The sequence below is a fragment of the Rhizobium mesoamericanum STM3625 genome (genome assembly GCF_000312665.1).
Taxonomy (GTDB): domain Bacteria; phylum Pseudomonadota; class Alphaproteobacteria; order Rhizobiales; family Rhizobiaceae; genus Rhizobium; species Rhizobium mesoamericanum.
In genome coordinates this window covers 559,710-578,374 of sequence record NZ_HF536773.1, presented here as the reverse complement: position 1 = coordinate 578,374, position 18,665 = coordinate 559,710, and the positions used below count along the sequence as shown (strand labels likewise).

The following is an 18,665-nucleotide window of genomic DNA, read 5'->3' as shown; positions in this document are numbered from 1 at the left end:
CACGGCCCATGTGGTCAAATATCCAGGAACACGGTCTCCCTGTCTCCTTGCAGGCGGATATCGAAGGTGTAGGTCGATCCCTCGCGTTGAGCGATCAGCGTGTCCACGCGCTCCCTGTGCTCGATGCGCAGAAGCAGCGGGTCGGCTTTGTTGGCCTCGACCTCCTCGGGAAAATACATCCGCGTATGAAGGCCGATGTTGATGCCGCGGGCGACAATCCAGAAGGTGATGTGCGGTGCCATCTTGCGCCCGTCCTTGTAAGGGACGCAGCCGGGCTTGATCGTCTCGAAGGTGAAAACGCCGTCGTCGGCGCGTGTCGGGCAGCGTCCCCAGCCGCTGAAGTTGGGATCGGCCGTTCCGCGCAGCTCGGCCGGGCTGTTGTAAAGACCGACGCTGTCGGCCTGCCAGATTTCTACGACGGCATCGCGCACCAGCGCACCTGCGCCATCAAAAACACGGCCAGTCACGGTGATGCGCTCGCCGAGCGTCTTGTCGTTGGTCATCACCGAGCCGAGGTCGGTTTCGTAGACGCCGTTGATAGCGCAGAAGTTTGGGGTCAGGCCGATATGGACATAAGGACCTGCTGTTTGTGATGGTGTTTCCTTGAGGTAGTCGAGCTGCTGCACCATCAGTTCCCCTCCAATCGGTTTTCGAACATCGTCGAGCGGCGACCGCGAAGCACGATGTCGAACTTGTATGCGCGTGCATCCATCGGGATCGTGTTGCCCCAGTCGAGTGGCGCAATCAATTGCTCAATGGCGCGCTTGTCCGGAATGGTGCCGACGATAGGGCACTTCCAGATCATCGGGTCGCCCTCGAAATACATCTGGGTAATCAGGCGCTGAGCGAAGCCATGGCCGAAGATCGAGAAGTGGATATGGGCCGGACGCCAGTCGTTGACGCCGTTAGGCCAGGGATAGGCACCGGGGCGAACGGTGCGGAATGCATATTGGCCATCATCGTCGGTGATGCAGCGCCCGCAACCGCCGAAGTTCGGATCGATAGCGGCGAGGTAGGTTTCTTTCTTGTGGCGGTAGCGGCCCCCCGCATTGGCCTGCCAGAATTCGACGAGCGTACCGGGCACGGGTCGGCCGCGTTCATCAAGCACGCGACCATGAACCACGATACGCTCGCCGATGGCGCTCTCGCCCGGTTTGGCAAAGTTATGGATCAGGTCGTTGTCTAAATCGCCGATCAGCGAATGACCGAAGACGGGACCGGTTATTTCAGAGATCGTGCCATCAAGCGACAAGAGGGCGCGCTGCGGCGATCTCAGAACGGAGGTCTTGTAGCCTGGGGTGAGGGCCGGTGCGTGCCAGGCGCGGTCACGAGCGAAAAAGGCGCCGGTTTCGGGCTTACGGTTGGTGAGTTCGGACATCCTATGCCTTTCAGGCCGCCTTTCCAGCGTCCATCTGTTCGAAAACATGCTTGGCGATCTTGATGGCGTGATTGGCGGCAGGCACGCCAGCATAGATTGCCACATGCAGCAGGGCTTCGCAGATATCGTCGCGCGAGGCGCCTGTATTGGCAGTGGCACGGACGTGCATTGCCACCTCGTCGTCCTGGCCGAGCGCGGCTAAAAGCGCGATCGTCACGATCGACCGCTCGCGGCGCGTCAGTGTCGGGCGCGACCAGACGTGTCCCCAGGCGGCTTCCGTGATCAGGTCCTGAAAGGGCTTGTCGAAGGGGGTCGAACTCGCTTCGGCGCGATCAACATGGGCATCGCCGAGTACGGCACGACGTGTGGCCATCCCCTGCTCAAAGCGCTCGGATGACGGATGGCGTTCACTCATGGGCTTTCTTCTCCATGCAATGCGAAATCGATGAATGCGCGGATAACCGCCGTCAGCGCCTCCGGCTGCTCCACGCAGGGGATATGGCCGGCATTTTGGATGATCTCGAAGCGGGCGTCAGGAATGAGTTTGGCCATCGACTTCACGAGATCGGGCGGCGTGGAACCGTCCTGGTCTCCAACAATGCAGATCGTCGGAACGTTTATCTTCGTGGCCGCCTCTGTGTAGTCGGCATCGCGGATCGCCTCGCAGGTAGCAAGATAGCCTTCCACCGGCTGGCGCACGAGCATGTTGCAATAGCCGTGATAAGCCGTGTTCTCGGGTCGCCGGAAGGCGGGTGTAAACCAGAGCTCCATGATACCGTCGACGATGCTGCCGATCCCCTTGCCGGCGACGGTTTCAATCCGCGCATTCCAGCTTTCGGCAGTACCGATCTTGGGAGCGGTATCGCAAAGGATCAGCCCCCGCACCATGTCAGGCCGTACCTTGTATAGCGCCTGGGCGATCAACCCGCCGACGGAAAGCCCACAAATGAAAGCCTGCTTGACCGCCAGAAGCTCCAGCAAACCGGCAAGATCGGAGGCATGGTCCTCGATTGAATAGGGCACTTGGCCGACATCGGATAGGCCGTGGCCGCGTTTGTCGTAGACAATGATGCCATAGTCCCCGGCCAGTCGCACGATCACGTCGCGCCAGATGCGAAAATCGGTGCCGAGCGAATTGGCGAACACGATGACCGGCTTGTCGGCTGGGCCGCCGATCAGCTGATAGTGGATCGAAACGTCGTTGATGCGGGCAAACTGCACTGCAAATCTCCTCTGCGCGCCAAATCCCCAGGCAAGCCGCGACCGACTTGATAACCGATCCTGCGCGGACCCAGATTCAAATTGAATGTTTAATCTGGTTAGGTAAAATGATATTTCGTGGTATTTCGATAACTCTGGAGTTATGAAAACCATGATCGACAGTCGCGTCAAGTTTCGCCATCTGCAGACGTTTGTCGAGGTTGCGCGCCAAAAAAGCGTGATGAAGGCTGCCGAACTGCTCAATGTCAGCCAGCCTGCCGTGACGAAGACCATCCGCGAACTTGAGGAGGTGCTGGGTGTCGCAGTCTTCGAACGCGACGGCCGCGGCATCAAGATCACCCGCTACGGTGATGTCTTCCTCCGTCATGCGGGGGCAGCGCTGACGGCCTTGCGCCAGGGGCTCGATTCTGTCTCGCAGGAGCGTTTCGGCGAGGCGCCGCCGATCAGGATTGGCGCGCTACCTACCGTATCGACCCGCGTCATGCCGCGTGCAATGGAACTGTTCCTCAAAGAGAACACCTGGAGCCGCATCAAGATCGTCACGGGGGAGAACGCCGTGCTTTTGGAGCAGCTGCGCGTCGGCGACCTTGATCTTGTCGTCGGGCGTCTGGCCAGTGCAGAAAAGATGGCCGGTTTTTCCTTCGAACATCTCTATTCGGAACAGGTCGTTTTTGCCGTGCGTGCCGACCATCCCCTGCTCAAGACCAAGCGATCGCTGTTTGCCAGCCTTGGCGAATATACCGTCCTGATGCCAACACGCGCCTCGATCATTAGACCATTCGTGGAAAACTTTTTGATCGCCAACGGCGTTGCAAGCCTCCCGAACCAGATCGAGACTGTTTCGGATTCCTTCGGCCGCGCCTTCGTGCGCGCGAGCGACGCCATCTGGATCATTTCCACCGGCGTCGTCGCCACCGATATCGCCGACGGCTTGTTGGCTGTCCTGCCAATCGATACGAGCGAGACGAAGGGGCCGGTCGGCCTGACCATGCGAACGGATGCGATCCCCTCGTTGCCGCTGTCGATCCTCATGCAGACATTGCGCGAGGCGGCCGCGGAAGTGGCAAAGCCATAGCCTGTTCCGCGTGCTGGCCCCGTGATATGTTCCTCATGTCCAACTGCGCATGGGGGAGCCTATGGGAAGGGCGGCCGCTTTACACGGGACCTGGCGAATGGTGTCTTGGAAGCGCAGGATAGTTTCGTCCGGCGCCATTTCCGACGCGATGGGTCCGGATCCCGTCGGTTTCTTATCGTACCAACCAGATGGCAGGATGATGGCGTTGGTCGTCAGCAGCGAGCGACCGGGATCCAATGGCAAGATGCCGACCGCTTCCGAAAAGGTTGCTCTCTTCGATAGCATGCTCGCCTATGCCGGCACCTACACGTTCGACAACGGCCGCGTGATCCACCACGTCGACGCGAGCTGGAATCCGGCTTGGGGCGTGAGCGATCTCATCAGGCCATTCTCCATCGACGGCAATAAGCTGGTCATCAGCGGCGCACCGGGCGTCGATCCGACGACCGGCGAGGAAGTCATATACGAGCTCGAGTTCCGCAAGATCTGAAAGGGTGGGTGAGCCTCCTTCATGTCTCCAAAGTTGGCCGGCAGCGAGCAGTTGACGGCATGGATGGACGCGTGCTCCTCCTTGCTGGATGGCAAGTCTCATAAAGGGGTTCAGTTTCAAAGATGATGGGCGCGATTTTAGGTTCAGATCACTGCATGAATAGGCCGATGGCGAGGCCGCTTGGGCGAACCGGTTTTGCGCAAACGTGGCTCGATGATGGTCGGTGCTTCCCGTGACCCCAGCTACAGATCGTCGCCGGAGCGTTCGAAACACCGGTTATTTCATCAGCCTTTTGATCTTGGCTCTGCTGGCGGGCTTGCCGATTGCCGTTTGGATGGACGTCAGCACGCTCTCACAAAACTCCGTCAAACGACAGGCTGAGGATATGAGCTCGCTGATCACCAGCATCCGCTCCTATTATGCCAGCAACGTTGTCGGCCGCATTCTTGCAGCACATGCAGCCGGTGGCGACGTTGCAACAGTCGTGACACACGATTATGCCAACACACCTGGCGCAATCCCTATTCCGGCGACGCTGTCACTCGAGCTCGGTGATGTCATTCGGCAGCAGCAAGCCAATATAACCTATCGCTTCCTTTCCGATCTGCCGTTCAAGCGGCGTGCGCCGCATCCCCTCGATGCTTTTGAAACGAATGCACTGGCAGCGTTGCGTGCCAATCCGAAGCAGACACCGACTGATATCATCCGAAGCGGCTTTACGAATACATTTCGGTTTGTGACGCCTGTCATCATGGGTGAGGCATGCGTGGCCTGCCACAACACTCATCCGGAGAGCCCGAAGACGGACTGGAAAGTCGGCGACGTGCGCGGCATTCAGGAAGTGATCATCAAGCAACCCTTTGCCCACGACGTATTCGCCTTCAAATACCTGCTACTCTATTTCTTGTTTATGGCTGGGCTTGGTATCGGCTTCATCGTTTTCCAGCAGCGCCAGACCGCCCTTATTCAGGGCGTCAATCACGAACTGGAGCAGGCTAACGAGTTCCTGGCAAGCATCTCCATGAAGATCTCGCGCTATCTCTCCCCACAGGTCTACAAGAGCATTTTCAGCGGCCAGAAGGATGTCGTCGTACACACCGAGCGCAAGCGACTGACCATCTTCTTTTCAGACATCAAGGACTTCACTGCCACCGCCGAGCGGCTGCAGCCCGAAGCGCTGACGGAAATGTTGAATGAATACCTGACCGAGATGTCTGCCATTGCACTGCGGCACGGCGGCACGCTCGATAAGTTCATCGGCGACGCGGTATTGGTATTCTTCGGCGATCCTGAAACGAATGGTGCGGTCGAAGACGCAAAAGCTTGCCTGCGGATGGCCGTCGATATGCAGCGCCGCCTTGGCGAACTGAAGGAGAAATGGCGTCTCGACGGCACGGAAGAACCGTTCGTGGTCCGCATGGGGATCAACTCGGGCTATTGTAATGTCGGCAATTTCGGCAGCAGCGATCGCATGGACTACACCATCATCGGCGCCGAAGCCAATCTGGCCGCGCGCCTCCAATCCATTGCCGAGGGTGGGAAGATCGTCATCAGTTACGAAACCTACGCACTCGTGAAGGATATTGTCGATGCGACGCCCCTGCCGCCGATCACCATGAAGGGCATCCACCGCGAGGTGGTGCCTTATGCCGTCAATGGACTGTTGGGCGCTGATCAGAACCTGCGTGTGCTGAGTGAGCACTTTGCGGGCCTCGACCTTCATCTCGATGTAGCGCAACTTGACCCGGATGAGCTCGCCCGCGTTCGCGCGGCGCTCGCAGAGGCGATGGCGGCGATTGACGCCCAGGCGCCTGCCTCCTCTTGATACCTTGTCCGAGCGGCGAGCAGCGGTGGGACGCATTTAACCACCGCCGCTCTCCGTGCACCCTTCCGTGGATGGCGGAAGGGGAGCTAGTAGGCAAGACCGACATAATTTTCCGCAAGTGCGGTCGAGGCCGCACGTGAATGCGTCAAATAGTCGAGCTCGGCTTCCTGAATTCTTTGATCGAAGTCACCGGTGTCAGGGAACCGGTGCATCATTGTCGTCATCCACCAGGAGAAACGAACTGCCTTCCAGATCCGGGCGAGTGCCCTTTGCGAGTAGGCATCGACGCCCGCGTTCGAGCGATCCTGGTAGTGCTCTATGAGACCCGAAAACAGATAATGCACGTCGCTCGCGGCGAGATTGAGACCTTTGGCGCCAGTCGGCGGAACGATATGGGCGGCATCGCCGACGAGGAACATGCGCCCAAAGCGCATTGGCTCGGCGACAAAGGAGCGCAGCGGCGCGATCGACTTCTCGAAGGACGGTGCGGTCACGAGCGCGTCGGCATGATGGGCAGGCAGGCGTCGGCGCAGTTCGTCCCAGAAACGATCATCGCTCCAGTCCTCGATCTTCTCGTCCAGGGGACACTGGATGTAGTAGCGGCTGCGATGCTGCGAGCGCATGGAACAGAGCGCAAATCCCCGTGGGTGGTTGGCATAGATCAATTCATGACTGACGGGAGGAACTTCGGCGAGAATTCCAAGCCATCCGAAGGGATAGACCTTCTCGAAGACGCGCAGCGATTTTTCCGGCACCGCCTTGCGGCTGGCGCCATGAAAACCGTCGCAGCCGGCGATGAAATCGCAGTCTATGCGATGGGCGACGCCACCCTTTTCGTAGCTCACGTAGGGGGCCGTCCCATCGAAGTCGTGCGGCTCAACATTCGCGGCCTCGTAGATCGTCTGCGCACCGCTCCCCTCGCGCCGCTCCATCAGGTCGCGGGTGACCTCGGTTTGTCCATAGACCATGACACGCTTGCCGCCGGTGAGGCCGAACAGATCAATGCGGTGGTCGCGCCCGTCGAAGGCGAGTGAAAAGCCGTCATGTGGCAAGCCTTCGGCATGCATGCGCGCACCGGCCTTTGCCTTGTCGATGAGGCTAACGGTGCCTTCCTCCAGGACCCCGGCGCGTACGCGGCCCAGAATGTATTCCTTGCCAACGCGGTCGAGGATGATGTTGTCGATACCGGCCTCGGTTAGCAACTGGCCGAGCAACAGCCCCGAGGGGCCGGAGCCAATGATGGCTACCTGTGTGTGCATGATGTCCTCCCGCACTTGTCTTTTATCAAATTGTGACGCGGCAAAGCACCATCAACAATGGACAATTCCGTCATGAAATTGCACTAATCGAACATCGTATGGAGGAGCTCGCGGTGGCAAAGATCGTCCCGACCTATGAACTTTACGGCGAGAATACCGGCAGAAAACCTGATTTCTGGCTGCATTGCGAGACGATTCCATCGAGAAGCAGCCTCCATCACTGGGAGATACGCCCGCATCGGCACGATCATTTCTTTCAGATATTGTACATAGATAGCGGTTCCGGCGAGGCGATGTTCTCCGGCATCTGGCACGCGATCGAGCCGCACTCGGTCGTCACCGTCCCGCCCGGCCTCGACCATGGCTTTCGCTTTTCCAGAGATATCGACGGCTTCGTTATCACGGTGCTGAGTTCGCACCTCAAGGCGATCCCCGGCGATCGCAGCCGACTGGGCGCGTGGATGGCATTGCCGCACCTTACGAAACTTGAGATGGATGACGAGGACGCGCGCTATGCCGCCGCGTCGCTGCGGCGGCTTGGCCGCGAGTTCATGGAACGTCAAAGCGGACGCAACGATCTGCTTGAAGCTTATTTGACATCGGCGCTTTTACTTACCGCTCGACTTTCTTCTGAGAAGTCGCAGGACCGGCTCGCTGCCGATGAGAACGAGCGCCGGATGGAAATGCTGCATGGTTTGATCCAGCGGCATTTTAAAGCGCATCAATCGGCGAGCTTCTATGCCGACGCGCTCGGCATCTCCTCGACCCATCTTAATCGGATCGCGCGGACGACGACCGGCTACGGCACAAGCGAATTGATCGCCCGCAAGCTCCTTGATGAAGCAAAGCGAGAGCTGGTCTTCACTTTCGGGAGTGTCAAGGAGATTGCCTACCGTCTTGGCTTTTCTGATCCCGCCTATTTCTCGCGCTTCTTTCTTAAACAGGCCGGCGAGACGCCGCGGGCATGGCGCACGGCAGAGCGCGCCAAGCTCGGTATCTAGGTTCTAACCCTAGCGCAGGACCAGACGCAGCGCTTTCTGCGTCTCCTTGAGAAGCGGCAGGTAGCGGGAAGGCATGTCGGCGCCCGGCGCATGGGCGGCCGGTGCGCCGATGTTGATCGCCGCGACGGTCTGCCAGCGATCATTCTCGAGGGCACTGCAATCGAACAAAGGCCGAGTTCCAGTTCCTGGTCGATGACGGCGCAACCCTGTTCACGCACGCGCCGGAACTCCGCGATCAGCTCTTCCACGTCCGTCTTGGTGTTCGGGGTGTTGGGCTTGAGCTCGGTGCGGGAAAGGATCGCCCTTGCTTCACAGGGTCTTACGCCAAGACCAGGACGCGTTCGCCGTTCGCAGCCAGGCCAAGGCAGCGACAGCGCAGGCGAACGGCAGATTGGCGATGGAAATCACCGCCGTCACCATTCCACAGCGCAAGGGCGATCCTCTCGTCGTTGAGAAGGATGAGCATCCGCGTGCAACCACGATGGAGGCGCTCGCCAAGCTTTCCACGCGCTTCAAGAAGGAGGGCGGTACGGTGACGGCGGGAAATGCGTCCGGTGTCAATGATGGCGCGGCCGCTCTGATCATCGCCAGTGAGGCTGCTGCCAGGAAATACGGTCTGACGCCGATCGCCCGAATCCTCGGTGGAGCATCTGCCGGCGTGCCGCCGCGCATCATGGGAATAGGGCCGGTTCCAGCATCGCGCAAACTGATGTCTCGTCTTGGCATGACGCAGGAAAAATTCGACGTGATCGAGCTCAACGAGGCCTTCGCATCGCAGGGCCTCGCCGTTCTGCGCGAACTTTCGATAGCCGACGGTGACGAGCGTGTGAACCGCAATGGTGGCGCCATTGCGCTTGGCCATCCGCTTGGCATGTCTGGGGCGCGCATAACCGGCACAGCAGCGCTTGAACTGCGCGAGACCGGCAAACGTTATTCGCTTTCGACCATGTGCATCGGTGTCGGGCAGGGAATTGCGATCGCGCTTGGGCGCGTGTGAAGAGACCTCAAAAGAAACGACGCGGCAGAACCGCCGCGTCACGATCCATCATCCAGGCCGACTTTACGGCATCAGTTGGCCGCCATTGACTTCGATGATCTGGCCCGTGATGTAGCCCGAAAGCGCAGGCGATGCGAGAAAGAGATAGGCGCCGACACAATCCTCCGGCGTGCCCACGAAACCCATGGGGATGGTTTTGCGCTGCAGCTCCATCTGCTCGTCGTTGGTATAACGCTCGTGAAACGGTGTGGCGATGACGCCCGGTGCTACCGCATTGACGCGGATACGATCGGGGACGAATTCCTTGGCATGGCCGCGCGTGATGGTCGAAACGAAGCCCTTCGATGCTGCATAAAGCACGGCGCCGTTGCCCCCGCCATTGCGCGCCGCAATCGAGGTGGTGTTGATGATGAAGCCCCCCTGCTTCCTGAGCCAGGGATGGGCCGCGCGCGTTGCGGCAAGCACCGAGCGGGCGTTCAGATCCATGACCTTCATGTAGTGTTCGTCAGTATATTCGGCTGTTGGCTTGCGGCCAAGCATGCCGCCAGCATTGTTCACCAGGCCGTCAAGATGTCCGAAGGTTCTGGCCGTCTCCTCGACAACGCGTTCGGTTTCGCCCTCCCGTGATATGTCGCCATGCACGAGATGCACCGTGCCCCCGGCGGCCCGGATTTCATCGGCCAACGCTTCCGCCGGCCCCCGGCTGGCATTGTAATGGATGCCGACTTTCATATGCTGGGCGGCAAAGGCGCGGGCAAGGGCTGCCCCGATGCCAGTCGAGGCGCCGGTGATCAGCACGGCCTTGCCGGCGAGATCTGGAATCTTGATGGATTGAAGCAATTGAGCAAGATTTGCCATGGCAGCGATAGCCTCCGGGAATGCGGCGGGACGGATCGTGACGCGTTGCAGTGAGCTTATCAGTCTCCATCAACGCGGAGCAATGCCATATCCGCTACGGCACCAGATCAAGCTCCGGATAATGGCGAAAGATTCCGTCTTCGTTGAAGGCAAGCCGACGGTCCGACCGCAGATAGGCGCTGATGTTCGGGCGCTTGGCGACGGCGTCGTGTAATGCCGCCAGCCCTCTATAATCGCCCGCATAGGCTTTCATCGCTTTCGGGAAGGCGTATCGCAAGCCCTCGACTACCTGAAACAATGACAAGTCAACGTAGCTCAGCGTATCGCCGACGATGTGGCTCGATCCCTTGGAATTTTGTCGCAGCACCTTTTCGAAGTAGCCGAGAAACTTTGGAATGCGCTCGCTGATAAAGGCGGCGGAGCGGGCTTTCGCCGCCTCTTTCTGATCCGCATAGTAGAGTGAGGTGGCGATTGGGTGATGCGTGTCGTGGACCTCCGCTACCAGGTCGGTGATCGTCAGCTGCAGCCCATTGGCGAGGTAGCGCAACTGTTCGTCACCCGGGGCAAGTCCAAGTTTCGGACCGAGATAAAAGAGGATGTTAGCGACGTGCGAGACAATAAGGTCGCCATCTCTGAGGAAAGGTGGCGCAAAGGCAATGTACGGTTCGTGTTTGCTCCTCATCAGTTCCAGCATTGCTGCGGTGCCCATCCCGGGCCCGGACAGCCTGGCGACGTCGATATAGTCTGCCTGGGCCTCTTCGAGGGCCAGGCGAACAAATTCGCCACGGCCCTGAATGCCGTTCCAATAGTAAAGTTCATATGCCATGAAGTCCCTCCCGGTTGCTGCTGCAGATCAGTGATGCGCGTGCTGCGCATTGCGCTTGCGAGTCGCCGCGGCCTTCTTGGCAGAAGCCGAGCGGTCGGCTGCAGAACGCGCTGCTGAGGCGGCGCCTCCTTTGCGCCCACCCTTTTGCGATGCTTCGTTGGTATCTTTCTTGCCCCGACCGGATCCGGACTTGTTGCCGCCACCGCTTTCCTTGTTAACCGTCGCCCACGCCCGGCGTTCGGCCTCCTTGGTGGAAACGCCACGGTCTTCGTAGCCTTCCTCGATATGTTCGGCTTTTCGTTTTTGCTTGTCCGTGTAAGCGGATTTATCGCCTCTTGGCATGACTTTGCTCCTTTCTGACAGAGAAAGGGCAACCTACTGATGCGCAAAAAGTTCCAGCGTCGCGTTAATGGGCGCCAACACAGGTAGCAGCGCGGGCAAGGCCGGCCTATCTGCGATAAAATTTGCGCGACGCCGCCATCATCTTTTCAAAGGTGGGAAAATTAAGCGATACGGCAGAACGCGCATCAGGGAAGAACAGTGCGACCAGATTGTCGATCGCATAGACGAGAACGAGGGCAAAGCCCAGATAGGCTATCGCGGCGATGACGAGAACAGTCATTCTATCCTCAGCGGCGCGGTGAACGCGTTGACGCAATTTCTTATCACGCCGATGCTCCCACCGCTGTGAACACCCGGATCGGAGTTTGGTTGCATCGCCAGTCGCTGTCGCACTTCTCTTGCGAGGTCAGGGCTAAGGCATTCATCTGCGGTTCTTCCCCCGAGCGCCCTTTGCGCTGTCGCGAAATCAATAAAGCAGAAGCAATGCAATCATGTGACGGAGGGCGCCGCTGTGGTGGCGTCCTTCGTCACAGGCACAGTCACGCCGATTTGCGGCTCACCGTTTTCTTTGGAGCTACAGCCTTTACCGCGCCATTTGCTTTTGGAGTAGCGGTGCTTGCTTTTGGAGAAGTGGTGCGCTTGCGCGTCTTAACTTCCTTGCCATCCAGAGATGCTGCGGATCCTTCGAGCGCTTTGCGCTCGGCGTGAGCTTGTTCCCAATGTGCGAAATCTCGTCCCGCCGGTCGTCCTTCCTCTTCCCAAAGCGCATAGGCGCGCTTCTTGATCCACTCTTCACGAGTTTCTGTCATCGCCGATCTCCTCAGATAATGCCCGTGGTTTAACGCGATACGTAGCCCCAGAGTTCCAGAGTAATCGCGCTGTTTCAAGCAATTTTTGACACGCTGCAAAAAGAAATTCTGCATTGCAGCATCTGCGCCCTGCGCAATGCGGCTTTTTTTGCTTGCGATCAGATGTTTCACGCAACACGGGCATCTTTCAGCCTTCGAGTGCGCAATTGAACACCGCAGCTTTGTCGTTATATTTCGCTGCGATGTTTTATCTCATATCGACCTACTGGCCGCATATTCTATTCGTCGTTTCGCTCGCCATGGGTGCGGCGGCAGCGATCCACGCAGCCATGACCAAGGAAGAGGTCCGCGCCGCGATCGGTTGGGTCGGTGTCATCATCCTTTCGCCGATTGTTGGCGCGGTGCTGTATGCCATCGCAGGCATCAACCGCATCCGCCGCGCCTCGCTCAGCCTTCGGCGTGATGCGCTGATACCCGAGGCAGATCTTGACGAGCTCGAAAGCTTCGACGCCGACACGGATGGCGTGATCAGCGAGTTCGGCCGTCGCTTCGCCGCCCTCCAGACACTCGGCGACCGGGTCGCCCGTAACCCGCTCGCAACGGGCAATACGATCGATATATTGGAAACGGGCGACGACTGTTACGCCGCGATGAAGACGGCGATCGATGGCGCCGAGCGAAGCGTGCTGCTAGAGACCTACATTTTCGATCGCGACGCGATCGGGCTCAGGATCGCTGATTGCCTTATTGCGGCGGCAAAGCGCGGCGTTGAAGTGCGCGTTCTTATCGATGCCGTCGGCGCGCGTTATTCCGTGCCGAGTATTCTCGGTTACCTCGCAGAAGGCGGCGTTACCGTATCGGTCTTCAACGGAAACGTCATCATCGGGTTGCGTTTGCCTTATGCGAACTTACGCACCCACCGCAAGATTCTCATCGTCGATGGCCGCATCGCGCTCACAGGCGGCATGAACATTCGCGCCGGCTTCACGCGTGAGATGGCGGGAGAAAACTTCGCCCGCGACATGCATTTCAGCGTCACTGGACCCGTTGTCGCCGATCTCTTTAATGTTGCGGCCGAAGACTGGCGCTTTACGACAGGCGAGATCTTGCAAGGGGGAATGTGGCGAACCGCGATGCCTGAGCGGCAACCGGGCGACCCGGTCTTCATGCGTGTCGTGGCCTCGGGGCCTGACCGGAGCATCGAGACGAACCACAAAATGCTGATAGGCGCCTTCTCGATTGCGCGTAAATCGATCCGGATCATGTCGCCCTATTTCCTGCCGGACCGCGAGCTCATCAGTGCACTGGCAACGGCGGCACGGCGTGGTGTCGAGGTGGACATCGTCGTCCCGGCTGTCAACAACCTCGTCCTCGTCGACCGCGCCATGACGGCACAATTCGACCAGATCCTCAGCAATTATTGTCGCATCTGGCGCTCTGGCGGTGCCTTCAGCCATTCGAAGCTTCTGTCGATCGACGGCGTCTGGTCCTATGTCGGATCGTCCAACCTCGACCCGAGATCGCTGCGGCTGAATTTCGAGATCGACCTGGAAGTGCTGAATGAAGGCTTCGCCAGCGAGATCGACGAGCATATCGACGAGGTTATCAAGTCGGCTTCGCCGGTCACCCTCGAAGGCTTACGTGCGCGCCCCTTCGCTGTGCGATTGCTCGAGAAGGTGCTGTGGCTCGGATCGCCTTATTTGTAGCGGATTTCTTCGGCCTAAAGCGTGGCAAGTTTTTATACCCGGCCTATACTCCGGAGCGAACCTCTCCTTAACCAATGCAGCGCCAGCAAATTCCGATGCGTGCCAAAAAAGACAACCTGCCCGCCAACATCCTCGCGTCGATCCGCAATAGAAGAAAGCGGCTGGATGCAGCACATGCCGAGCAAAGGCCGCGGTCGGAAGGCACGCTGATCGCCTCCTACAACGTTCACAAATGCGTGGGCAATGACCGGCGCTTCGACCCGGAGCGAACCAGCCGGGTCATCCACGAGATCGACGCAGACGTCATTGCACTGCAGGAGGCCGACACCCGCTTTGGCGAGCGCACTGGGATACTCGATCTTGGCCGGCTGGAGAGGGAGACGGGGCTGATCCCGGTCCCGGTCAACGGCATGGCCAAGGCGCACGGCTGGCATGGCAACGTCGTGCTTTTCAAGCGAGGTCTCGTTCGTGACGTGCACCAGATCAATCTTCCCGGGCTGGAACCTCGTGGCGCACTCGTCGCTGAACTTGAGTTGGAACGCGGCGGCGCCTTGCGCATCATCGCCGCCCATTTTGGCCTGCTTCGCCATTCACGCGCGCAGCAGGCCAAAATGCTTGTCGAACTGATGGCCGACAAGAGGGAGGTCCCCACCATCCTGCTCGGCGATCTCAATGAATGGCGGCTCGGTGACCGTTCATCGCTCCACACGATCCAATCGGCTTTCGGCCCGCAGCCCGTGGCGGTCCCGAGCTTTCCGGCCCGACTTCCCATTCTTGCCCTTGATCGCATCATGGCAAACCGCAAGGGTGTCGTGACAGCAGTGGAGGCCCATGACACCCCGCTTTCGCGCGTCGCTTCCGACCACCTGCCTGTTAAAGCAGTGGTCAATCTCAAGCGGATGGAAGAGCTGAACACGAAGGGCTAGCCTTCCTCGAAACCTCACTAACCACTTCGCAAGGCACCTGTTGTGATCGCGATCACCAAGCCTTGACACTGCCTGCGGTCATGGCAGGTTCTGCTCATCTGGACAGACCTTGGACGAGGAGATTGCGTGTGGTGCTTGTGGCAGAGGCTTTGCGAGATAGGGCCGACGTGTTGCGTGGTCATGCATCGGCGGCGATTGCCACCGCCATGACCAGAGTCCGGGGTGCGTGGATGGCGATAGGCCTTGCCGTCACGCTTTTGCCGGTATCTGCCCGGGCATGGGACCCTCCACCCCAGTCTCCAGCCTCAAAGCAACAGATCCAGAAGCTTGTCCAAACCTGGGGGCAGTACCGGAAAGGCGACAGTCTGCGCGACCGGCGGCAAGCCTTCGAAAGCCTGATGGAAACCACCCCGGAGCCGACACGCGTCCAAATCAGGTCGGTCGATGCTGGTGGTGTCGATGCGCAGCTCATCTGGCCGGCAAGACTGCATCATCCGCTCGGCCGGAGAGCTATCCTGTATGTTCACGGCGGCGGCTTCTACAGTGGTTCGCTTCGCACGCACCGAGCAATAGCCGGCTCGCTGGCCAAGGCGGCCTCCGCTGACGTCCTGCTCATCGACTACCGGCTCGCGCCTGACAATCCGTATCCGGCTCAGATCGATGACACGTTGGCCGCTTATCGGTGGCTGCTTGATGCCGGCTATGAGAACGATAACATCGTGATAGTTGGCGAATCCGCTGGCGGGAACTTGGCAATTGAAGCCACCCTGCGGCAAATGCGGGTGAGGGGACCCTTACCCGCGGCGGTGGTTGCGATTAGCCCTATCACCGATCTTGCCGCCACGGGCGCGTCCTTGAAGGCAAATGCAGGTAGTGACCCGGTGATTGACGCCGCCGAGCTCGATCGCATCCGCAAGGCCTATCTCGGAACACGCTCGCCCACCGATCCGATGGTGTCGCCTCTCTACGCCGATATGACCGGATTCCCCCCGCTCATGATGCAGGTTGGTTCAGGCGAAGCGCTCGTCGACGACACCTTGCGTCTTGCCGACAAGGCTCGAGAGGCTGGTGTCGACGTCAAGACGGAGATCTGGCCAGGCATGATCCATCAGTGGCAGCTCTTTCCCTCCTGGATCGATGATGCAAGACAGTCGAACCAGCGCGTTGCACAATACGCCGCCGAGCATTTCGCGGACAAGCCGCAGTAGCGTCCCGCATTGGCAGGGGAGATAGTGGGGCAGCTAAGATAATGTCGCCGCCGCAGAGACTTGGTCCGGTCGATTGTCCAATTTCTCCTTAAGGATTAGGCAATCCGGCCTGTCATTGCCGTGGTCATGGCGACCTCCTATAGCTTCGCGAGCCGCAGGCGCAGCGCGTTGGCGATCACTGAAACCGATGACAAGCTCATGGCGGCGGCAGCGATCATCGGCGACAGCAGCAGTCCGGAAATCGGGTAGAGTACGCCTGCAGCCAAAGGGACGCCGAGCGCGTTGTAACCGAAAGCAAAGCCGAGGTTCTGGCGGATGTTGCGCATCGTGGCCATCGCCAGCCGCCTTGCGCGAACGATCCCGTTCAGATCACCTTTGACAAGCGTCAGGCCGGCACTTTCCATTGCAACGTCAGCGCCGGTGCCCATCGCGATGCCCACGTCGGCGGCAGCCAGCGCAGGCGCGTCATTGACGCCGTCGCCGGCCATCGCGACCACTGCACCCTTAGCGCGCAGTTCATCGACCAAAGCCTTTTTGCCTTCGGGTAGAACGTCGGCACGTACCTCGTCGATGCCGAGGCTCGTTGCAACCGCGCGCGCCGTGCGTTCATTGTCACCCGTTGCCATGATGATTTTCAGGCCGTTGTCGTGCAGCGCCTTGATGGCAGCCGCTGTGGTCTGCTTGATCCGGTCGGCAACCGCCACGAAGCCTTCGAGCCTTTCATCGATGACCACGAACATCACCGTTTTGCCGGCGTCACGCAACGAGCGAACCTGATCGGCAACAGGCGTAATGTCGATACCGAGATCGTCCATCATTGCGGCGTTGCCAAGCGCCAGGCTGACCCCTTCGGCCTTGCCTCGCACACCCTTGCCGGTTCTTGCTTCAAAGTCGGTGACCTCGCCGAGATCAACGCCGCGCTCCTGCGCGCCGGACACAATGGCCTCGGCCAACGGGTGCTCGGATCCACGCTCGAGGCTGGCCGCGAGCTTTAGCAGGCGCATTTCCTCGGCGCCGCCAACGGGCACGACATCTGTAAGCCTGGGTTTTCCTTCGGTCAGCGTTCCCGTCTTGTCAACGATCAGCGTGTCGACCCGCGCGAAGCGTTCAAGCGCTTCAGCGTCCTTTATCAGAACACCCTCCTGAGCACCGCGACCGGTCGCAATCATGATCGACATGGGTGTTGCGAGGCCAAGTGCGCAGGGGCACGCAATAATCAGCACGGCAACGGCGGCGAGCAACGCGTGTGCCATGCGTGGCTCTGGACCGACAAGACTCCAGACGATGAAGGCGATGACGGCCGCGGCGACGACAGCAGGAACAAAGATCGCTGAAACGCGATCGACGGCGCCCTGAATGGGCGCGCGCGAACGCTGGGCTTTTGCGACGAGGTCGACGATTCGGGACAACGTCGTGTCGGCGCCGATCTTCTCGGCGATCATCACGAGCGTTCCGTTCTTGTTGATCGTACCTCCGGTCACCGCGTCGCCCTTCTGCTTTTCGACCGGGATCGGTTCGCCTGTTATCATGGACTCATCGAGGGTCGATTGCCCTTCGCTGACGGAACCGTCGATCGGAATCCGTTCGCCCGGGCGAACGCGGACATGATCTCCGACTTGGATCTCATCCACGGCGACGTCGACTTCCGTGCCGTCTGCATTGATGCGGCGCGCGGTCTTCGGTGCGAGATCAAGCAGTGCGCGTATCGCTGAACCGGTCTTCTCGCGGGCCTTCAATTCCAGAACCTGACCGACAAAGACCAAAGCGACTATGACGGCGGCCGCTTCGAAATAGACGGGAACGGCATCGCCATGGCCGCGGAATGTGTGCGGGAAAATACCGGGTGCGATTGTGGCGACGACACTGTAAAGATAGGCCGTTCCTACACCTAGCCCAATCAGCGTCCACATATTGGGGCTTCGATTGACAAGGGATGCAAGGGCTCGCCGGAAGAACGGCAAGGCGGCCCAAAGCACGACCGGCGTGGCAAGAAGCAGTTCGATCCAAGTCGCTTGCGGTTCGCCAATCCTGTCGCGCAGCGGCAAGCCGATCATCGGTCCCATGGCTATTGCAAGCAGGGGGATCGAAAGGGCGCCGCTCACAAAGAGGCGGCGGGTGAAATCCACCAATTCCGGATTTGGTCCCTCGTCAACCGGCGGAATACCCATCGGTTCCAAGGCCATCCCACATTTCGGGCAGTCGCCCGGATGATCGCTGATGACTTCCGGATGCATCGGGCAGGTATAAAGCGTGCCTTTCGGCATCGGCTTCTGTAAAGGCCCGTTACCGTCGCGATAAGCGCTGGGATCGGCTTCGAATTTCGCCTTGCAGCCTGTAGAGCAGAAGTAGAACATTTCGCTGTTGTGCTTCAGCATGTGCTTTGCAGTGGCGCGTTTGACTGTCATCCCGCAAACCGGATCCGTCGCCGTCAGATAGTCTTGCGGCGCAGTCTCGAACTTTCGCCGGCAGCCGTCCGAGCAGAAATGATAGGTAAAGCCATCATATTGAAGCGAAGGTTTTCCGGCCCCGGGATCGACTGTCATGCCGCAAACAGGATCGCGCACGATGCTGTCGGTATTCGTCGCGCCATGACCATGGCCAGGATGATCGTGGTGGCGGTGATCGTGGTTGCTCTCCATACGGATTCTCCTTTGCCTGAGATGGCAGTGGATAGTCTTATGAACCTTCCAGCGATTGGAAGGTCAAGCGGAAAGCCGGACGAATTTTGTGAGAAGCCTGCACGA

18 protein-coding genes and 2 pseudogenes are annotated in these 18,665 nt (G+C 59.4%); 8 read left to right on the top strand and 12 right to left on the bottom strand.

Annotated elements, in window-relative coordinates:
- Window positions 1-14: 14 nt before the first annotated feature.
- Genes pcaG through pcaD form a run of 4 tightly spaced genes read right to left on the bottom strand, consistent with a single transcriptional unit; the run spans window position 15 to window position 2,599 of the window.
- Window positions 15-626, bottom strand: a complete 612-nt coding sequence (gene pcaG / locus BN77_RS22985) for a protocatechuate 3,4-dioxygenase subunit alpha (RefSeq protein WP_208856480.1) — start codon at window positions 624-626, stop codon at window positions 15-17.
- 2 nt (window positions 627-628) lie between these two features.
- Window positions 629-1,378 (bottom strand): protocatechuate 3,4-dioxygenase subunit beta, encoded by a 750-nt coding sequence (gene pcaH / locus BN77_RS22980; RefSeq protein ID WP_007536548.1) that lies wholly within the window; start codon window positions 1,376-1,378, stop codon window positions 629-631.
- 10 nt (window positions 1,379-1,388) lie between these two features.
- Window positions 1,389-1,793, bottom strand: a complete 405-nt coding sequence (pcaC, locus tag BN77_RS22975) for a 4-carboxymuconolactone decarboxylase (RefSeq protein ID WP_007536546.1) — start codon at window positions 1,791-1,793, stop codon at window positions 1,389-1,391.
- A complete protein-coding gene (pcaD, locus tag BN77_RS22970; RefSeq protein WP_007536544.1) occupies window positions 1,790-2,599 on the bottom strand; it encodes a 3-oxoadipate enol-lactonase in 810 nt (269 codons plus the stop codon). The genes pcaC and pcaD overlap by 4 nt, the downstream gene beginning before the upstream one ends.
- Before the next feature lie 151 nt (window positions 2,600-2,750).
- On the opposite strand from pcaD, the gene pcaQ reads away from it, so the two are divergent.
- The 3 genes from pcaQ to BN77_RS22955 all read left to right on the top strand — a co-directional run bounded on the left by pcaQ (window position 2,751) and on the right by BN77_RS22955 (window position 5,989).
- Window positions 2,751-3,674 (top strand): pca operon transcription factor PcaQ, encoded by a 924-nt coding sequence (pcaQ, locus tag BN77_RS22965; protein ID WP_007536542.1) that lies wholly within the window; start codon window positions 2,751-2,753, stop codon window positions 3,672-3,674.
- Between the two features lie 61 nt (window positions 3,675-3,735).
- Window positions 3,736-4,164 carry a lipocalin-like domain-containing protein gene (locus BN77_RS22960; RefSeq protein ID WP_040678342.1) on the top strand — a complete coding sequence of 143 codons (429 nt, stop codon included), beginning with the start codon at window positions 3,736-3,738 and terminating at the stop codon, window positions 4,162-4,164.
- A 283-nt stretch (window positions 4,165-4,447) separates the two neighbouring features.
- Window positions 4,448-5,989: an adenylate/guanylate cyclase domain-containing protein gene (locus tag BN77_RS22955; protein WP_425280257.1), complete on the top strand. Its 1,542-nt coding sequence runs from the start codon at window positions 4,448-4,450 to the stop codon at window positions 5,987-5,989.
- 86 nt (window positions 5,990-6,075) lie between these two features.
- Here the strand turns inward: BN77_RS22955 and pobA are convergent, their stop codons facing one another.
- Window positions 6,076-7,248 (bottom strand): 4-hydroxybenzoate 3-monooxygenase, encoded by a 1,173-nt coding sequence (gene pobA / locus BN77_RS22950; RefSeq protein ID WP_007536534.1) that lies wholly within the window; start codon window positions 7,246-7,248, stop codon window positions 6,076-6,078.
- Window positions 7,249-7,361: 113 nt separating this feature from the next.
- On the opposite strand from pobA, the gene BN77_RS22945 reads away from it, so the two are divergent.
- Window positions 7,362-8,249 carry a helix-turn-helix domain-containing protein gene (locus BN77_RS22945; protein WP_040678680.1) on the top strand — a complete coding sequence of 296 codons (888 nt, stop codon included), beginning with the start codon at window positions 7,362-7,364 and terminating at the stop codon, window positions 8,247-8,249.
- 9 nt (window positions 8,250-8,258) lie between these two features.
- On the opposite strand, the pseudogene BN77_RS22940 reads toward BN77_RS22945, so the two are convergent.
- A pseudogene (locus BN77_RS22940) lies at window positions 8,259-8,560 on the bottom strand (IclR family transcriptional regulator domain-containing protein); the annotation flags it as partial.
- On the opposite strand from BN77_RS22940, the pseudogene BN77_RS22935 reads away from it, so the two are divergent.
- Window positions 8,560-9,246, top strand: a pseudogene (locus tag BN77_RS22935) (acetyl-CoA C-acyltransferase); the annotation flags it as partial. The pseudogenes BN77_RS22940 and BN77_RS22935 sit on opposite strands and share 1 nt — an antisense overlap.
- Window positions 9,247-9,309: 63 nt before the next feature.
- Here the strand turns inward: BN77_RS22935 and BN77_RS22930 are convergent.
- From BN77_RS22930 to BN77_RS22915, 5 genes are all read right to left on the bottom strand, one after another.
- Window positions 9,310-10,104, bottom strand: coding sequence for an SDR family NAD(P)-dependent oxidoreductase (locus BN77_RS22930; RefSeq protein WP_007536527.1), 795 nt, complete (start codon window positions 10,102-10,104; stop codon window positions 9,310-9,312).
- A 94-nt stretch (window positions 10,105-10,198) separates the two neighbouring features.
- Window positions 10,199-10,930, bottom strand: a complete 732-nt coding sequence (locus BN77_RS22925; RefSeq protein ID WP_007536524.1) for a glutathione S-transferase — start codon at window positions 10,928-10,930, stop codon at window positions 10,199-10,201.
- Window positions 10,931-10,957: 27 nt separating this feature from the next.
- Window positions 10,958-11,272 carry a hypothetical protein gene (locus tag BN77_RS22920; protein WP_007536522.1) on the bottom strand — a complete coding sequence of 105 codons (315 nt, stop codon included), beginning with the start codon at window positions 11,270-11,272 and terminating at the stop codon, window positions 10,958-10,960.
- A gap of 106 nt (window positions 11,273-11,378) precedes the next feature.
- Window positions 11,379-11,552, bottom strand: coding sequence for a hypothetical protein (locus BN77_RS34205; RefSeq protein WP_007536520.1), 174 nt, complete (start codon window positions 11,550-11,552; stop codon window positions 11,379-11,381).
- 259 nt (window positions 11,553-11,811) lie between these two features.
- Window positions 11,812-12,081 carry a DUF2934 domain-containing protein gene (locus BN77_RS22915; RefSeq protein WP_007536518.1) on the bottom strand — a complete coding sequence of 90 codons (270 nt, stop codon included), beginning with the start codon at window positions 12,079-12,081 and terminating at the stop codon, window positions 11,812-11,814.
- Window positions 12,082-12,323: 242 nt separating this feature from the next.
- On the opposite strand from BN77_RS22915, the gene BN77_RS22910 reads away from it, so the two are divergent.
- The 3 genes from BN77_RS22910 to BN77_RS22900 all read left to right on the top strand — a co-directional run bounded on the left by BN77_RS22910 (window position 12,324) and on the right by BN77_RS22900 (window position 15,921).
- The gene (locus BN77_RS22910; RefSeq protein ID WP_007536515.1) at window positions 12,324-13,787 is read left to right on the top strand and encodes a phospholipase D-like domain-containing protein; all 1,464 of its coding nucleotides are present in this window, start codon (window positions 12,324-12,326) and stop codon (window positions 13,785-13,787) included.
- Window positions 13,788-13,882: 95 nt separating this feature from the next.
- A complete protein-coding gene (locus BN77_RS22905; RefSeq protein ID WP_040678676.1) occupies window positions 13,883-14,713 on the top strand; it encodes an endonuclease/exonuclease/phosphatase family protein in 831 nt (276 codons plus the stop codon).
- Between the two features lie 230 nt (window positions 14,714-14,943).
- The gene (locus BN77_RS22900; RefSeq protein WP_040678674.1) at window positions 14,944-15,921 is read left to right on the top strand and encodes an alpha/beta hydrolase; all 978 of its coding nucleotides are present in this window, start codon (window positions 14,944-14,946) and stop codon (window positions 15,919-15,921) included.
- A gap of 137 nt (window positions 15,922-16,058) precedes the next feature.
- On the opposite strand, the gene BN77_RS22895 is transcribed toward BN77_RS22900, so the two are convergent.
- Window positions 16,059-18,560: a heavy metal translocating P-type ATPase gene (locus BN77_RS22895; RefSeq protein ID WP_007536512.1), complete on the bottom strand. Its 2,502-nt coding sequence runs from the start codon at window positions 18,558-18,560 to the stop codon at window positions 16,059-16,061.
- Window positions 18,561-18,665: the final 105 nt, after the last annotated feature.

What these genes read in the sequence shown, in the direction of transcription:
- BN77_RS22910 (WP_007536515.1), top strand. Translation starts at nt 12,324, where the DNA reads ATGTTTTATCTCATATCGACCTACTGGCCGCATATTCTATTCGTCGTT.
- BN77_RS22930 (WP_007536527.1), bottom strand. Translation starts at nt 10,104, where the DNA reads ATGGCAAATCTTGCTCAATTGCTTCAATCCATCAAGATTCCAGATCTC.
- BN77_RS22905 (WP_040678676.1), top strand. Translation starts at nt 13,883, where the DNA reads ATGCGTGCCAAAAAAGACAACCTGCCCGCCAACATCCTCGCGTCGATC.
- BN77_RS22925 (WP_007536524.1), bottom strand. Translation starts at nt 10,930, where the DNA reads ATGGCATATGAACTTTACTATTGGAACGGCATTCAGGGCCGTGGCGAA.
- pcaC (WP_007536546.1), bottom strand. Translation starts at nt 1,793, where the DNA reads ATGAGTGAACGCCATCCGTCATCCGAGCGCTTTGAGCAGGGGATGGCC.
- BN77_RS34205 (WP_007536520.1), bottom strand. Translation starts at nt 11,552, where the DNA reads ATGACTGTTCTCGTCATCGCCGCGATAGCCTATCTGGGCTTTGCCCTC.
- BN77_RS22915 (WP_007536518.1), bottom strand. Translation starts at nt 12,081, where the DNA reads ATGACAGAAACTCGTGAAGAGTGGATCAAGAAGCGCGCCTATGCGCTT.
- pcaH (WP_007536548.1), bottom strand. Translation starts at nt 1,378, where the DNA reads ATGTCCGAACTCACCAACCGTAAGCCCGAAACCGGCGCCTTTTTCGCT.
- BN77_RS22960 (WP_040678342.1), top strand. Translation starts at nt 3,736, where the DNA reads ATGGGAAGGGCGGCCGCTTTACACGGGACCTGGCGAATGGTGTCTTGG.
- BN77_RS22920 (WP_007536522.1), bottom strand. Translation starts at nt 11,272, where the DNA reads ATGCCAAGAGGCGATAAATCCGCTTACACGGACAAGCAAAAACGAAAA.
- pobA (WP_007536534.1), bottom strand. Translation starts at nt 7,248, where the DNA reads ATGCACACACAGGTAGCCATCATTGGCTCCGGCCCCTCGGGGCTGTTG.
- pcaQ (WP_007536542.1), top strand. Translation starts at nt 2,751, where the DNA reads ATGATCGACAGTCGCGTCAAGTTTCGCCATCTGCAGACGTTTGTCGAG.
- BN77_RS22900 (WP_040678674.1), top strand. Translation starts at nt 14,944, where the DNA reads ATGGCGATAGGCCTTGCCGTCACGCTTTTGCCGGTATCTGCCCGGGCA.
- BN77_RS22895 (WP_007536512.1), bottom strand. Translation starts at nt 18,560, where the DNA reads ATGGAGAGCAACCACGATCACCGCCACCACGATCATCCTGGCCATGGT.